This is a genomic window from Chitinophaga arvensicola, assembly GCF_900110835.1.
Lineage (GTDB): Bacteria > Bacteroidota > Bacteroidia > Chitinophagales > Chitinophagaceae > Chitinophaga > Chitinophaga arvensicola.
Map to the genome: position 1 here is coordinate 862,886 of NZ_FOJG01000001.1, position 16,126 is coordinate 879,011.

Below are 16,126 nucleotides of genomic sequence, written 5' to 3' on the forward strand. Positions count from 1 at the left end.
CCTTTTCTTATTATATCCCCGCAGGACGGAAAATATCCATAATCGTTCTGGGAGCCTGCAAATGGATAGTCTGCAACCCCACCGCTTTAGCCCCCTCTATATTAGGCAGCGTATCATCTATAAACAACGTTTCTTCCGCCAGCAACCCGTTTTCATCCAATACCATCTGGTAACACTCTGCATCCGGCTTCCGGCATCCCATCAGGTGAGAATAATAGGCTTTATCGAAAAATTCACCCAGAGAAGGAATTCCCCTGCTCTCCTGTAATAACCGGTTAAACTCCGCCAGATGAATCGCATTGGTATTGCTTAACAGATACAGGTTGTAATGCTGCCGCAACTGCTGTAACAACTGTAGCCGCTGCAAAGGAAAGTCTAGCAGCATAGCATTCCAGGCACCGGTTATCTGTTCGCCCGTTACCCCCTCCGGCACATGCCGCTGCATCTCTGCCAGGAACTCCTCTGTGCTCACATGCCCCGTTTCCAGCCCATTGAATAAGCTGGAACCATGAAATTGTGTATATAACTCGTTAAAGTGCTTCACCCCTAATCCCACAAACGCCTCACTGGTTAATTGGTAATTAATATTCAGAATAACACCCCCCAGATCAAATATTATATTTTTAATCCCTTGCATATGTAATAGTTGAATGCAAATTTATTAAGTATAGCCGTAAGCGTTGGCACTAAAAATATTTTTAGGATAATTCAATAAAATAATTAATTTTGCCGTCCCTTGAAAAAGGGAAATTCGTTCTTCGGAACAGGTCCTATAGCTCAGTTGGTTAGAGCACCTGACTCATAATCAGGGGGTCCCAGGATCATGCCCTGGTGGGACCACTTACAAAAAAGGCTTTCAGCGGTAACGCAGGAGGCCTTTTTTCATTTACCCCTTTTAGCACCCAATAATTTGTTTGTTATTTTTTGAGCAAGCAGTTACCCGCGCCCCTGTATTATATGTTATTGTCTGAAAGAGTAACATCTTAAAAAGATTATTCCTGACCCGAACGGAACATCCAATAATGGATTGGTTGTTTTAAAAGATTTTCCGGTGAATAGTAGTCTCCCAACCCATTTTGTTCATTGCATAAACATTTATTAATCAAATAACATATCCCAATGGCCCGCCTAGAAATAGAAGATCAAATAATTACGCCATTTTCGGAGTTATACCTATGTCCGCATTGTGATAACCTTGACATGGGCATTTTCTGTAGCTCCTGCGGAAAAACACTAAAGATTGAATTTCCCAATATAGAAAATGAGTTGATCAGGAGGTATATGAAATTTGGCTTTATAAGACTGGAAGAATGGATAGATCAGCATCTGTCAGTAGCAGGTAATTACCATTTAAATATTTTAAATATCGATAAGGGAACTGTTTTGGTTAAGGAACATCCGCCTAACAACGGTTTATCCCTGGAACTAATCATTTTATTCTACAAGGATAGAACCGATCAAAATTATTTAAGGAACATTTATAACAATTTTATATTAAAGGCCAATGAATTTATTCTGCGTAACAATCGTCTGAAGAGAAAACAGCGCTCTGGCAAATCACAGTTTTATATTGAAAAACTTGACATAAGGGCTTTCTTAATTAAGGAACCGCTGACTGACGAACGGGATACAGATAAATACTTTTTAAAAAGAGTAATACCTACTAAGACAGCCAGTGGAGCGGGAGAGATAATTAAATTTTTATTTGCGCCAAATCTAATTAAATCTACTTTTAATTTACGGGTGACTTTAGACATATCGGTTATTAGCTTAGCATCCGCCAAACTTAATGCGAATTCCACAAAGCCATTCGATATAGTCAGGCATCAGGCTGAAATTATTGCAAAGCAAACACTGACTCAAACAATTACCAGAGGTCCATCTCCCAATAGGTCTCTTGCAATAATAATTTCAATTGTGGAGGGCTTTAGAGATTATTTCAAAATCCTGATTCAGTACATCAAAAATCCATATTATTTCGCAGAGCTAGTCTCCACTGCAAAGATCATTACGCCAAGTAAAGTCATAGGATTATATTTTATTGGCTTAACCTGTAGCATAACTATACCATGGATTATTTCAGGCGGATATCTTACACCCAGTAATCTTTCCATATTCAGCAATTTGCCGCCATTCTTAAGTGATGTAGCAGAGCTGGGACTTGAATTATTAAGGATATCCATCATCTGCCTTATTCTGCATGGTGTTATAAGATTGTTTGGAAGGAAGGGCAGTTTTACGTCATTATTTTTATGCTATTTATTCTATGAATCTTTCATGCAGCTTTTAGAAAGACCAGCGAGATATCTTACCGGACCATTATTGCTAAATTGGCTAAATAATAATTTTCATGCCCAGTATACTATCCAGTCAATTGCGTTTTCCTTTTTATCTCTCATCGCGGCCTACTTTTTATTCCCCATTTTATTTTCTGTATATAAGGCGAGCAAAGCAGTTACGAGCATAGCGTTTCTTTTTGTATTGGCTTTTTTTGGTTTTTGGGCTGGCTTTTTTAATGAATTCACCCAGGCGTCAAATCGAAAGATGTATGGTAATGAAATTAATTATCATGGTTTGCAACTTTTTTATAAAGATGGAGTGACATTAGAGGATGCCACAAAATTGGAAGAATTTCTTATCAGTTCAGCTTTTGCGAATGGCAGTACGCAATCTGTGCAAATTCTAAAACATGATAGTACCTATATTTTCAGATATGTAATTGATGAAAGCAAAATGACTACGGAAGTAAGAACTATTATTCCAGCATTTGCATCAAGTATTTCAGAAAATGTTTTTAATGGAGCACAAGTAAAAATACAGACTTGCAATAATAAATTTGAAACCATTGCAGAATTTCTGATGGATAAGCGTAATTATCGTTAGTCATTTAATGTAAGACATTGTTTATTATTGACTTTGTTGCTGATATCGACCAGTGCCGCCATGCCGGGATATTTTAAATAAAGCCACAGTATACGCAAGAACCGGGTTTCCCCGGAAACGTCACCAATGTATATTTGTACTGTAAAAAGCAAATATCATGGAAACAAAACAAACGATATACTACAGTAAAACCATGGCTTCACCGGTAGGTGAGTTACAGCTGATCGGCAGTGATAATGGCCTGGCCGCTGTTCTCTGGGAAAACGATCTTCCGGATCGTGTATCTGTCAAGGCAGAGGCTATAGATAATCAACATCCTGTACTTTGTGAAGCAGAGAAGCAGCTACGCGAGTACTTTGGGAAGAAGCGTACCTCTTTTTCTATTCCTTTAGATTTTATAGGGACCTCCTTTCAAAAAAGGATATGGGAGGCATTGCTCACGATTCCTTTCGGCGAAACGAGGACTTATGGACAGATTGCGCAACAGTTCGGCGATCCGAAAGCAGTACGGGCGGTGGGAGGTGCGGCTAACAAGAATCCGATATCGATTATCGCCCCTTGTCACCGGGTGATAGGGGCTTCCGGAAAGTTAGTGGGATTTGCTGGTGGTATCCAAAACAAAACGACGTTGCTGCAATTGGAAAATGTGCTGACCCCTACCCTTTTTTAAGCGGTTGCTGCATTTGTTACGGTTAGTAGTTTATGCTATCTTTCCGTTATGTTGCATACTTTCTCAACAGCCAATTTCCATACAATCTGTGATCAACTTTCATCACAGGATCCGGAGCTGGCTTTTATTCTCACTACCTACGGTTATCCACCGATGTGGACAAGGCCCAATACGTTTGAGAGCCTTGTGCACATTATACTGGAGCAACAGGTATCGCTCGCATCTGCACTGGCAGCACTCAACAAACTAAAAGAAAAACTCGGCAAAATTACACCGGCGAAGTTATTGGCGCTTACGGATGAAGAGTTGAAGGCTTGCTATTTCAGTCGCCAGAAGATGTCGTATGCCCGCTTCCTCGCGAGCGCCATTCAAAGCCGGCAATTCAGTTTTAAAGCTTTAGAAACATTGCCGGATGACGAAGTTCGTGCAAAACTCGTGGCCTTAAAAGGAATTGGCAACTGGACGGCAGATGTATACCTGATGTTTGTACTTCAGCGCGCAGATATATTCCCTATTGGCGATCTGGCGGCAGTAAATGCATTAAAGCAGGTAAAGAAATTGCCGAAAGATACAGCGGCAGAAAAGCTACTTCATCTATCGGCTGCGTGGCAGCCTAACCGGACAGTGGCTACCATGATATTGTGGCACTATTACCTGTCGCTGCGCGCGAAGGATACTTCACCGGAGACATCGAAGATAAAGAAAGCCGTGTCGTTATAGGGAGGGGAACGGAGGTGCTTGGAAGTGGGCGTAGTATAGTCTGCGGTAGCCGATGATATTACCTAGCCTACTGGTAAATAGCATGACGCCTGTTTGCGTGGCCATTTTTTTAGGCTTAAACGATAGATTGATGATAAGAAAAAGTAAAAAATAGATATCTTTCCTCCAAACCTATATCAATGAATAAGGCATTAATTACAATGAGCTTTCTGCTGCTATTTGTTACTGCAGTTCAGGCCCAGAGCCCAATCCCTGAAACACTACAAACTGTCACGGAAAGAGGAGAAGCCACTAACCGGAATCTATTTTTATCAGGTGGCAACAATGGATTAAGGCTTCAGTATGGAGCAGGAAACAGTTTTTGGGTAAGCGCTCCCACAATGAACTATATGTCTATTGGCGGCGTAGGCACTTCTGCACCGGCTTTTGGAGCGATAAACATATTAAATGGTGGAAACATTGGTATTGGTACCATTACGCCGGGTGCCAGATTCCATGTAGTGGGCGACATATTTACCAGCGGTTCAGGAGGTGCATTCACCTGGGCAGATAGAACGCTGGGCGGCCAAAACCTCTGGCAATGGTACGCCAGAGACGGAGCCACCTTTCTCTACGATGGACTGGCGCGTTTAAACCGCATTGCCATTATGAACAATGGCAATGTTGGTATAGGCACCAACTCCCCACAGTCCGAGTTTGCTGTGGCTGGTACTATCACTGCCAAGAGAGTAAAAGTGACTACTACCGGCTGGCCGGATTATGTATTCCATAAAGACTATCAACTGCCTTCTTTATCTGAAGTGGAGGCCTATGTTGCTGCCAATAAGCATTTACCGGGTATTCCTGCTGCACATGAAGTAGAACAGGAGGGTATAGATCTGGCAGATATTAATAAAAAACTCCTGCAAAAAATAGAAGAACTGACCCTGCATTTAATCAACCAGGAAAAGGAAATAAACGCATTAAAAGAATGGAAGAAAAAAGTAGAAGAAAAATAAGCCTCTTCTTACTGTTTTATTCGAATAAATAACTGGCGGGTCAGAGGAGCTTTTAAACGTTCTCTGACCCGCAACCATGTCTCCACTTCAGCAGGTGCGCAATTGAATGAGTAGCAAGCCTCCCGCATTAAAAAATCTCCGGAATTATTAACTGGTTCAGAATAAATAATTTACCTCCTGTTTTTACGCCAAAATCAACCAAAATACCGACTGGAAGTAACATTCAATTAAATAAAAGTTGTCCATTTTAGCTACTTTTCATGAGCCTGGATGCCATAATTCGCCGGGTATAAATTTTTTTTAATCTAAAACCATTTTTCAATGAGCACATTTGACGTTAACGCTTTGCGTTATCCCTTTCCACATGCCACCAACCCTCACGCTTCCACCATGGAAAAAAAAAATAAGTGAGTGGTTACAGGAAGACTACTATTTCCTTCCTGAGAAAGTAAAGAAAAAATATTTAACCACCGGGGTAGGACATGCAGGAGGCTGTATGTTTCCCCATGCCAATGAGGAACAGCTGACAGCGATCTGCCGTTTCTTCCTATGGGCTTTTACTATCGACGATTCCTTTGAATTCTCGACTGTAGCGGAATTGCAAACCATCCGTAAAAAGGCTTTCACCCATTTGCGGGGAGTGGTGCCTGGTCCGGTAGATCCACTCTATAAACACCTTCCTGTGCTGAGGGAGGAGTTGCTGCGTCTTAGCTCCTTGGAGTGGCTGAACAGGTTCAATGCGAGTCTTGATATCTATTTTGACGGCATTCAACAGGAGCTTCCTTTCAGAAAAAACCTGGTGTTTCCTACCTGGAATCAATTCCTGGACATCCGGGAAAAAGCGGTAAATGTTTACCCGCTGGTAAATTTCGCTGAATTGATCACGGGGATTGTATTGCCTGATGAAGTGGTGCTGCATCCGGCTTTACAGGAGATAGGAAAACTCACCTGCCGGATATTATCCTGGAGCAATGATTACTTCTCTGCCCACATGGAGAAGGGAAACGATGTTTTAAACCTGGTCCTGATGATAGAACATTCAGAAATGTGTTCTTTTGAAGAAGCATACAAACGGGCCGTCGATTTTCACAACCGGGATCTGGCACGTTATTGTTTTTTGCTGGAAACACTTCCCGACTTCGGCAGATACTCGCTGGCAGTGCGAGCCTATACAGAGAACTTATCGTTGATGATACACGGTTATCTGAACTGGACGCTTACCCTCACCAAACGCTACAAAGTGGATACCGCAGGCCATCCCTCCAGTGAATTGAAAAATGGCCAACTATCTTCTAATGTATAAACTGGCTGATTGCCTTATGTAGTTCCGTGAATTTAATAGGTTTTGTCAGAAAATCATTCGCGCCGGCATTTAACAATTCTTCCTTTGATTCTTTATAGGCATCACCGGAAGCTAATATAACCGGGATATTTTGTAAGGATTGGTCATGACGAATATGCAATAATGTTTCTTTGCCTGACATACCGGGCATGTGTGAATCGAGTATAATAATATCGGGCTTTTCTTCACGTGCCTTTTCTATTCCCTCAAATCCATTTTCCGCCTGGATAAAATGACTGCCCGCATTCTTTAAGTACATACTGATAAGGGTGCGGGCCATTTTATCGTCGTCGATCATCAATATTTTTTTCTCTTTGAGACTGCATAAAGTATCGGTATCTTTTTCTGTAGGCTCGTAAGCAGATGGATCCGCAAATACATCCGGGAAGCATACCTCAAATGTAGCGCCCTTTCCTGGTGCAGTCTTTAATGTGATGGCGCCGTTTAACAATTCCACCAGGAATTTCGTGATGTATAATCCTAATCCGGTGCCCTCAGTAAAGCCATTTTTTCCTGTTACAAATGGTTCAAAAATGGCGATCTGCTTTTCTTTACTGATACCTTCTCCACTATTGCTCACTTTAAGATATAAACTTGAGCCACCTGTAAATAGCTGCAGGCTGATCACGCCCTTTTCAGGTGAAAATTTGATGGCGTTAGACAGCAGGTTGGTAACGATCTGCGTTAGTTTTACCTTATCACTGATCAATACCGCAGGGAGCGTAGATTCATCGATATTTAGCGTTAGCTTAACGCCCTTTGCCTGCGCAATATATCCATGCATCTGCACCACTCCTTCAATCCACGGTTTCAGGTGAAAAACTACTTTATGTATTTCATTGACTTTTCCGGCTTCAATAGTGGACAGCTCCAATACATTGTTAACAATATTGCGGGCATGATAGCTGGCTGCATTTAAACTGGTCACGAGGTCGGTCATCTCCCTAAATTCAGAAGGGTCAATGGTTTCATCTTTATCAGCGGCTCTTTTCATGATCATTTCCAGTAATTGGGAAATACCAAAAACAGCATTTAAAGGCGTACGTATCTCATGACTGGTTTCACGGAGGTAAATACGTTTGGAGAGATTGGCAAATTCCAATTTCTTAACGGTGGCCTCCAATGTCTCGGAGTATTTTTTGGTAGAAAGTAAAAGCGAACTGTTTTCGTTCACGAAGTAGGTAATTACCAGCACATCAAATCCCAGGAAGGCGCCGAGCGCAATCCACCGGAGCAGGAATTGATTTTCCCGGGAAAGTAACACCGGCTGAAATATCTGCTGATAAAAGTTTATTTCCAGGAGTATCAGCGTAATGCCTGTTACACTGATGGCGATCAATCTTAGCTTTTTGGATTTAAACACCATGAACGAAAGCCCGAAAAGGAATACCGCGATTAACGAAATGTTGATGATGGGACCCAGGATAACGCCAAAATAGAGCGCAGAAACGGTATGTGTCAGCAGGAAAACCAGGCTGGCAGTATTCGTCTGGTGTTTCCAGTTCAGGAAAATCACTGATGAAAAAAAGATCCCTTCAAAGATAGCAGGGATGACTATTTTCAGGCTATGAGTAAACGCATAAAACAGGCTTCCTATCGAAAAAGCGGCCAATGCCGTAATTAAGCATAAACAGTTGATGATTCTTATTCTTTTTCTTTCTTCTTCCCTTTCACATCTTTGAGTTCCGGCCAGTAATATGGTTTTTACAACGTGGGCGACGTTCATAATGGTTAATTTTAGAGGTTTCCAGGGGATAGTGTAGGCTTTATATGTGGGTAATTTATTGAATTATTTTGAAAGAAGTGTGAAGGAATATCAGTAGAGATATTAATAATATATATAGGTATGTTATAGAATTACCAAAAAGGCTTTCAACGGTACCGCTGAAAGCCTTTTTAAATTATTTAGTCCTGGCGTTGTTTTACACCTTAACACTGGCTACAAAGTACCATTCTTCATTGGTGTTGAAAATGGATACCAGCTCTTCTACAGATAAAGGTGGTTGTTTGCCGAGCCATTTTGTCAAGGTATATACTTCCAGGCCGCAATCGCGCAGAAAGTGGTATAAATCTTCCGGCCGGGTTCCATAAAATTCAGATGCCCCGGTACCATGTTCAAAAATAACTACCGGCTTATATTTCTTTAACGTATTTGCAGCGCCACGCAGTAAAGGAAATTCGCCGCCTTCCACATCGATTTTGATCAGGTCAACACGGTAATCCTTTGGCAGAATGTCATCCAGTAAATTTGTCTGTACTTCAATCAGGGTATCGACTTCGCCTTCTTTGTCATATTTTCTTTTTATCAATCCGCTGTAAGCTGGATTGGAAACAACATAATTGAAGCTGGAAGTACCTTTCTTATCACTCAGGGCAATATCTGAGATGTGACAGTTTTGATACTGCCCAAATTTTGCCTGTAATTGCTGGAATAAGTCAGGAATCGGTTCATACGCATAATGCCGGCCATCAGGAGCATACTTTAAAATGATTTTCAGAATGTCGCCGATATTACATCCCGCATCCACACAATTGCTATCTTTTTTGCAGACCTGTTTTATGATTTGTTCTGTTTGAACGTCGTATAGATCCCCTTTGCTAAGTACTTTCTCTTTTTTTGAGAAGAGTCGGTTAAAAAAATTTGGCATAAGTATATTTTACAATAAAAGGCGCCGTTAATGGCGTGGTTAACGTTGGCTACGTACTAAACGTTCAAAGATAATACATAATACTGTCGCTCCCCAAATCGGATGAAAGCAAGATAAATAGATCGGACACTGTGAATCAGGATATTTTGCCTTTCAATACTATCGGGGAAATACTTTTCTGTGATTTTCTTTCGCTGACTTTACTTGGTTTAAATATTTGATTGTTAATTAAATAGATAGAGTGAAAAGATGTTTTTTGTTTCTGTCTGCTATTCCGGTTACAGATTTTCTTTAAATTATTCGTCCCGATAAAGTTTAACTCCTAACTTTAATGTCTCTACGAAATTTTGTACAGACTATCCCGATGCCATTTCAGAAAATAAGATATTTAATCACGTTATTGCTTTGTGCTGCTGCCTCCTTACACGCACAAACCACACAAACGCTTACCAATAATGCCATCTTACAAATCAGTACTTATGATGTGCTGAAAGATCAGCAATACACTTTTGATCAGGTGCTGAAAGACACGAGTCTGCATTTCAAACCTGCTACAACATTGCATACAGCGGAGGCCGACTATTACTGGATAAGGATCGTAATAAATAATCCTTATCCTAATAAGGAGAGCTATCAATTGTCGTTATCACTTCCGCTGAACTATACGCTTTATTTTTACGACAGTAGTAAAAGTAGCTGGAGTGCCCGGTCTGCGGGACTGGCAGTTGCAAGCAAACAAAGGCAAAGGGGCGTGATTCCCTGTATTTTAGAGGGAGATACTAAAAATATAATCTACCTGAAAATTAATACCTGGGACATTCGCGCTTATGGCTACCCGATAAAACCCGCTATCATCCTGGAAAAAAGGATCTCGTTCGATAGTAGCGAAGCTTTTCTATGGTATTCCTGGCTAGCCGGTATTCTCGTATTAGTTAGTTTTGTTGGCTATAATATTTATATCTATGTACAGCTGAGAGATCATATCTATCGCTGTTACCTTGCTATCCAGGTGGGCGCCATTATTTTTATTACAGCTTTCAAGCATTTTTTTAACTTGTTTTTACCTTTCACTACGTATAATATCCGGTTGGAGCCCGATGGATCGGTATACACTTACGACCTAAATGCGTTCCTGTTACATTTCGGCGCTATCATTATTATCGGTGGAATGCTGCAGTTGAGCCGTTTATACCTGCGCACAAAAGTCCTGTTACCGGCGTGCGACCGGCTATTGCAATGCCTCCTTTATGGCTATCTCTTATTGTGCCAGATTCCTGCTGTCAGCACCATTACCGGTATCTTCTACCTGGATAATTATACGTTATGGTACGATAACATAGGGGTTCTGCTAATATCTGTAACGGTGATCACTATCTGTATGATCGCCTATAAATATAAGGTAAGAGCTGCCAAGCATTTTTTGCTGGCGAATACATTACCATTATTCATGGTGGCCGGACTAGCGGTTTATTTCATTATCCACTCCGCTCCTACCTACCTCGACAATCATTTCCTGTTGCCCGAAATAGGCGTTTTTTCCCAGATACTCTCTTTTGCAGTAGCCCTGATTGCCCGTATAAGAATTGTAAACGAGGAGCTGAAAGCGAAAGAACAGGAAATGACCCGGCTGGAAAAGGATATTGCAGAAACATCCTACAGATGCGCATTGATTGAAAAGGAGAACGAACTCATTATTTTAACCATCCGGCAGGAAAAAGACAGAAACGAGCAACTGCAACAAAAGCTGGAAGCCAACCAGCGGGAATTAATGGGTAACAGCCTGTATATCCACCAGAAAAATAAGTTGCTGGAAGATCTCAAAAACCAGCTGCAGGATATTGATCAACTTTATCCACATGTGAAGCATCCCGGGTTAAAGGATATCACTTCTTCCTTAAAAGAAGGACAATACCTGGACGCAGAATGGGATAAATTTAAATTGCATTTCGAGCAGGTACATCCTAATTTTTTCGAAAACCTGCAAACTAATCATCCCACTTTAACCAAAAATGAACTGAGACTTTACGCCTATTTTCATATCCATTTATCCACTAAAGAGATTGCCGCGCTGCTTAATATTGAACCCGCCAGCGTAAGGCAGGCAAAAGCTAGGTTGATGAAGAAAATGCGCAACCCAACAAATGTAACTCCTGAAGGTGATTTATAAATCATTGATAATCATGTCTATTTAAAATAGATGCCCAGATTTTTTTTTGTGTGTATACACTTTGTATATACCCGTTTTTGCGTTTTTTAGCATGGATCGTCTCTCTTTGCAAAAACATATCCACACCGAGGGGTTGACTATTTTAAAAAGAGACTATGCGCAACAAATCCTATATCCGCCTGCTGTTGTTATCCGGCCTTTTTCTATTGTCCATGAAAATGAAGGCCCAGTCGTTCAGCAGCAATTCTTCCTTGCTGGAACCATCTGCTACCCAATATTTTCAGAACCAGTACCTGGCAAATCCTGCGATGGCGGGTATCGATTCCGGACTACATGTGAATGCCAGTTACCGGAACCAGTGGAGCGACATTGCCGGTGCGCCGGTAACAAAGTTCCTGTCGGCAGATGGTAACTTCGGCCGCCGCGTAGGCGGAGGATTGCGGATATTCAATGATGCTGCGGGATTGCTGAACCGTACCCGTGTGGCGCTTAGTTATGCCTATCACCTGCCGTTAAACAGCAGTAACCAGCAGTTGAGTTTCGGCCTGTCGCTGGCCCTGAACCTGCAACGCCTGAATACAAAAGACCTGAACGGGGAAGTAAATGACCCATCTATCGGGGCGTTCAACCGCCGGGACGACTATTTCGAAGCGGAATACGGGATGGCCTATACGAATGGCCACCTGAATCTGCAGGGCGCTGTTCCCAATATCAGGAGCCTGTTTTCCGGGAATAACAACACCATAGACGGGGGGAATATTTTCTTTACCGCCGCTTCCTACCAGTTCACTCCCGAAGGAGTTATCAGCAAGATAGAACCCAAGCTCTGTTATCGTGGCGTGAAAGACTATGATAATATTCTCGATATAGGCTTAAACGTAGCGGTGCTGGAAAATGTGGCTAATGTGATGGCCATGTATCATACTTCCAAAAGCATGACAGCAGGTATCGGGGTAAATATCATGAAAACAGTGGCCATCCAGGCGCTGTATACCACACAAACCGGGGGAATTAAAACCTATGTCAATGGCACCTATGAGATAGGCGCTTCCATTCACCTGTTCAGATAATGACCGACACCACCTTCTTATCATTCCCTGGTATTCAGGGGAGAATATCTTTTTATATGAATTACATCAAGCGATTATTGTTGTCCTTACTTCTATTGTTGGGCAGTATTCATACACAGGCGGAGAACAACCCGGTAACCGGCAACAAGGCACCTGTTTCAGTGCCTACGGTATACATCTCCGGTCAGCGGGGAACCGATGGTAGCACTTTCGTGGTTACTTTTAATTTTAGTGAGGCGGTCACAGGTTTTGACGCAACGGCGGTGAGCATGTCGGGCTGGACCAATTTAACAGCAACTAACCCGACCGGTGGTCCAAAGGTTTATACCATGACGGTAGCTTGTCCTGCCAACACGGTTGCAACGCTTAATGTAACACTATTGGCAAATAAAGTGAAGAGTGCCGGTGGGCAGTTGAATAGTCAGTCATTCAACGCAACGTTCACCATCGATAATGTCCAGCCGGTAGTGGAGGCAGTAATAGCGCCATACGCCCGCAATTACAGAACGGGTGATGAGATACACTTCAGGGTTTTCTTTTCCAAACAGGTTTTTGCTTCCGTAGCTGGCCAGGTTCCAGGTTTACCTATAACAGTAGGTTCCAGGCAAACAGAGGCGCTCTTTTCGGGAGGTATCGGGGATAATAGCCTGTTTTTCAGTTATAAGGTGCAGTCCGGCGACCGTGACCTGAACGGAGTTGAAGTGGGGACATCACTTAACATCCCCCCGCATAGTTTGAATGATACCTATGGTAATGAGCTGCTACCCACGCTGGCGGGTATCGAAAATACAAGTGAGGTACTTGTAAACGCTACCAGCCCTGCCTGCAGCGTCACCCAGCTGTCTGGTGGCAGCCAGGTGAATGGTCCTTTCCAGGTAAGGGTATCCTTTACTGAAGCCGTCACTGGGTTTACTGCGGCCAGCATGGCACTCACCAATGCTACTGTTACTTCGTTTGCAGCGGAAGATCAATTTAACTACCTATTGACTATCAAACCTGATGGCGATGGTGCGGTAAGTGTATACGTGCCTGCAGATGTGGCGATGAATGATGGACCTAACGGCAATCTTATCTCCAATCAGATAGATGTTACAGCAGATGTGACCATCCCTACCATCACACAGCTGGATGTGCCTGCTCCGGGAAAATATGGCACCAGTAATACATTGGAATTTACCGTTCATTTCAGTGAAAATGTAAATGTAAATACACGAAATGGTGTTCCTACCTTAAAACTGAATATAGGCGGTACCGTAGTCGACGCCGATTTTATGGGCATTTCCGGTACAGATACCTGGTCTTTCTCTTACCAGATAAAGGATGGTGATATGGATCTGGATGGCATTGAACTGGGCGCAGGAATTTCTTTAAATGGTGCTACCATCCGGGATGGTGCACGTAATAATGCCAATGTCACTTTCCCGGGAACGGTGGATGTAAGTGGTATTAAGATCAGTACCGTACGTCCCACAGTAGTATTATCTTCTACTGCACCGGAGTGGGTAAACAATCCTATTACTGTTTACGCTGATTTCAGCGAAGCCGTAACGGGCATTACCACTGCGAGTTTCCAGGTATACAGGATGATTGTGGATGAGGTAACGACCACAGATAATATCCATTTTGTACTTACCGTATCGCCGACCTTTAACGGACCGCTAAGTATCACTTTACCAGCAGACCAGGGATTGAACCAATATTCCACCGGTAACACCGCATCTGATCCGCTGACACGTACCGGTGATTTTCTCGATCCTAAACTGCTTACCCTGGATGTACCGTCCAACGGTGCCTATGGAATCAATAGCACGCTCACTTTTACAGCACATTATAATGAAATTGTATTGGTGAATACGACCAATGGTACGCCCTATATGGCTATTAATAGTGGCATAAATGGCGGAACAACCAAAGTGTTACGCGCGCTGTATTCCGGTGGTAGCGGAACGGATGCGATCTCCTTTACTTATACCGTGCAGGAAGGGGATGCTGACCCGGATGGTATTTCATTAGGCGCGGGCATTTCATTTGGTGGTGGCGGATTAATGACTGACCGGGCCGGAAATATTGCCCGTCTTGTGCTGCCTGCTAATAACGTGAGTGGGATTACTATTAATACTACCCGTCCTACAGTGACCTTGTCGACCACTGCTCCGGCCATTTTAAAAGATCCTTTTACTGTTACCGCTGTTTTCAGCGAAGTGGTAAACGGTCTTACAGCAGCAGCGTTTACACTCGTCAATGCAACTGCTTCTAATCTGCAAACGTCCGATTATATTACCTATACCATGACCATAACGCCTTCGGCAGATGGTGCTGTCAGTATTTTGCTTCCGGCAAATATTGTGCACAGCACCCTGCAGAATGGCAATATTGCTTCTAACCAGGTGAGTGTAACGGCGGATTTAACCGCTCCCACTATCACAAGTGTAGATCTACCTGTAGACAGATACTACAACGCGGGTGAAAAGCTTACTTTCGTCGCCCATTTTAGTGAAAATGTGGTGATCAATGCTTCCAATGGCGCCTATTCCCTGCCGGTAGTCATCTCTGGAGGAAATGTGTCTGCTGGTTATACGGGGGTTTTTACCGCCAATACGATGACCTTCAGCTATACGATTCAGGATGGTGATATGGCCATGAATGGCCTCAGCTTTGGAACAGCACTTTCCGGAACGGGTAGTGAAACCATCCGTGATCCATATGGAAATGATGCTGTGCTTACCTTACCTGCCAATATGGATGGAAGTCACATCTTTATCAATACAGTAAGTCCGGGCGTTACGTTATCTACCGGAGCCGGTGGCCTGGTGGACAGAGCATTCACGATAACCATCACTTTTACAGAGAAGGTATTTGGATTTACCACCGGGGATTTTTTGCTGACTAATGCCACCATAAGCACCCTGCAAAGTAGTGATGATATTACCTATACTGCGTTGATAACACCCATTGCCAGTGGTCCGGTAGCGGTTTCCGTACCGGCCAACGTAGCGACTAATATCGGACGCAATGGCAATACGGCTGCTCCTGCTGCCGTAAATGTTAGTGCAGATCTGGCGATACCTGCTGTAACACAGGTTGCAGTACCTGCCGATGGGTATTACAACGCCACGCGGTCGCTGAATTTTACCGTTACCTATAATAAAGTTGTAACGGTAGTGGGCGTTCCATCACTCCGTGTAACCGTTGGTGCGAAGAATGCAGATGCGGTGTATACCGGAGGCTCAGGCACGAATACCCTTACGTTTGCCTATGCGATTCAGCCGGGAGACAACGATATGAATGGTATTGTACTTGCAGCGAATATGGAACTGAACAGCGGTACTATTAAAGACCGGTGGGGTAAAGATGCCTTGCTTCCTTTGAATAATGTGGCCAGTACTGCCAATGTATTTGTGAATACGCAACATCCGTCAGTGTCGTTATCTACTGCCGCTGCCGCCACGGTCGGTAAGCCATTTACGGTAACGGCGGTATTCAGTGAAGTGGTAACTGGTTTAACTGCCTCCGCATTTACCTTGCAGAACGCAACTGCTTCTACTTTGCAGAGTGCCGATGGTATTACTTATACTGTATTAATCACGCCTGCTGCGACCGGCGCGGTAACGGTTTCTTTACCAGCTGA

General features: G+C 43.0%; 11 protein-coding genes and 1 tRNA gene. 9 read left to right on the top strand and 3 right to left on the bottom strand.

The window, feature by feature from the left end:
• Nucleotides 1-10: 10 nt before the first annotated feature.
• Entirely contained in the window at nucleotides 11-637 is a 627-nt protein-coding gene (locus BMW79_RS03750; protein WP_089890763.1) for an HAD family hydrolase, read from the bottom strand.
• 129 nt (nucleotides 638-766) lie between these two features.
• On the opposite strand from BMW79_RS03750, the gene BMW79_RS03755 reads away from it, so the two are divergent.
• The 6 genes from BMW79_RS03755 (at nucleotide 767) to BMW79_RS03780 (ending at nucleotide 6,574) form a co-directional block, all read left to right on the top strand.
• A tRNA-Ile gene (locus BMW79_RS03755) sits at nucleotides 767-840 on the top strand.
• Nucleotides 841-1,119: 279 nt separating this feature from the next.
• Entirely contained in the window at nucleotides 1,120-2,883 is a 1,764-nt protein-coding gene (locus BMW79_RS03760) for a hypothetical protein (protein ID WP_089890766.1), read from the top strand.
• Nucleotides 2,884-3,040: 157 nt separating this feature from the next.
• Nucleotides 3,041-3,553 carry a methylated-DNA--[protein]-cysteine S-methyltransferase gene (locus BMW79_RS03765; protein ID WP_089890769.1) on the top strand — a complete coding sequence of 171 codons (513 nt, stop codon included), beginning with the start codon at nucleotides 3,041-3,043 and terminating at the stop codon, nucleotides 3,551-3,553.
• A 48-nt stretch (nucleotides 3,554-3,601) separates the two neighbouring features.
• The gene (locus tag BMW79_RS03770) at nucleotides 3,602-4,273 is read left to right on the top strand and encodes a DNA-3-methyladenine glycosylase family protein (protein WP_089890772.1); all 672 of its coding nucleotides are present in this window, start codon (nucleotides 3,602-3,604) and stop codon (nucleotides 4,271-4,273) included.
• A 179-nt stretch (nucleotides 4,274-4,452) separates the two neighbouring features.
• Nucleotides 4,453-5,271 (top strand): hypothetical protein, encoded by an 819-nt coding sequence (locus BMW79_RS03775; RefSeq protein ID WP_143059063.1) that lies wholly within the window; start codon nucleotides 4,453-4,455, stop codon nucleotides 5,269-5,271.
• A 364-nt stretch (nucleotides 5,272-5,635) separates the two neighbouring features.
• On the top strand, nucleotides 5,636-6,574 hold the full coding sequence (locus BMW79_RS03780; RefSeq protein ID WP_089890781.1) for a terpene synthase family protein: 939 nt from the start codon (nucleotides 5,636-5,638) through the stop codon (nucleotides 6,572-6,574).
• Here the strand turns inward: BMW79_RS03780 and BMW79_RS03785 are convergent.
• Both BMW79_RS03785 and BMW79_RS03790 read right to left on the bottom strand, forming a co-directional pair.
• The gene (locus BMW79_RS03785; protein ID WP_089890782.1) at nucleotides 6,564-8,339 is read right to left on the bottom strand and encodes an ATP-binding response regulator; all 1,776 of its coding nucleotides are present in this window, start codon (nucleotides 8,337-8,339) and stop codon (nucleotides 6,564-6,566) included. The two genes, BMW79_RS03780 and BMW79_RS03785, sit on opposite strands and share 11 nt — an antisense overlap.
• A 196-nt stretch (nucleotides 8,340-8,535) precedes the next feature.
• The gene (locus tag BMW79_RS03790; RefSeq protein WP_089890785.1) at nucleotides 8,536-9,261 is read right to left on the bottom strand and encodes an FkbM family methyltransferase; all 726 of its coding nucleotides are present in this window, start codon (nucleotides 9,259-9,261) and stop codon (nucleotides 8,536-8,538) included.
• Between the two features lie 331 nt (nucleotides 9,262-9,592).
• Between BMW79_RS03790 and BMW79_RS03795 the strand changes: the two genes are divergently transcribed.
• The 3 genes from BMW79_RS03795 to BMW79_RS34065 all read left to right on the top strand — a co-directional run.
• The gene (locus BMW79_RS03795) at nucleotides 9,593-11,428 is read left to right on the top strand and encodes a 7TM-DISM domain-containing protein (protein WP_089890788.1); all 1,836 of its coding nucleotides are present in this window, start codon (nucleotides 9,593-9,595) and stop codon (nucleotides 11,426-11,428) included.
• Between the two features lie 155 nt (nucleotides 11,429-11,583).
• On the top strand, nucleotides 11,584-12,498 hold the full coding sequence (locus BMW79_RS03800) for a PorP/SprF family type IX secretion system membrane protein (protein WP_089890790.1): 915 nt from the start codon (nucleotides 11,584-11,586) through the stop codon (nucleotides 12,496-12,498).
• Nucleotides 12,499-12,554: 56 nt separating this feature from the next.
• The coding region (locus BMW79_RS34065; protein WP_218150275.1) for an Ig-like domain-containing protein at nucleotides 12,555-16,126 on the top strand (3,572 nt) is incomplete at its 3' end.

Bases quoted from the DNA above. Each gene is read 5' to 3' on its own strand.
- BMW79_RS03780 (WP_089890781.1), top strand. From the start codon at position 5,636: ATGCCACCAACCCTCACGCTTCCACCATGGAAAAAAAAAATAAGTGAG.
- BMW79_RS03760 (WP_089890766.1), top strand. From the start codon at position 1,120: ATGGCCCGCCTAGAAATAGAAGATCAAATAATTACGCCATTTTCGGAG.
- BMW79_RS03795 (WP_089890788.1), top strand. From the start codon at position 9,593: ATGTCTCTACGAAATTTTGTACAGACTATCCCGATGCCATTTCAGAAA.
- BMW79_RS03790 (WP_089890785.1), bottom strand. From the start codon at position 9,261: ATGCCAAATTTTTTTAACCGACTCTTCTCAAAAAAAGAGAAAGTACTT.
- BMW79_RS03770 (WP_089890772.1), top strand. From the start codon at position 3,602: ATGTTGCATACTTTCTCAACAGCCAATTTCCATACAATCTGTGATCAA.
- BMW79_RS03785 (WP_089890782.1), bottom strand. From the start codon at position 8,339: ATGAACGTCGCCCACGTTGTAAAAACCATATTACTGGCCGGAACTCAA.
- BMW79_RS03765 (WP_089890769.1), top strand. From the start codon at position 3,041: ATGGAAACAAAACAAACGATATACTACAGTAAAACCATGGCTTCACCG.
- BMW79_RS03775 (WP_143059063.1), top strand. From the start codon at position 4,453: ATGAATAAGGCATTAATTACAATGAGCTTTCTGCTGCTATTTGTTACT.
- BMW79_RS03800 (WP_089890790.1), top strand. From the start codon at position 11,584: ATGCGCAACAAATCCTATATCCGCCTGCTGTTGTTATCCGGCCTTTTT.
- BMW79_RS03750 (WP_089890763.1), bottom strand. From the start codon at position 637: ATGCAAGGGATTAAAAATATAATATTTGATCTGGGGGGTGTTATTCTG.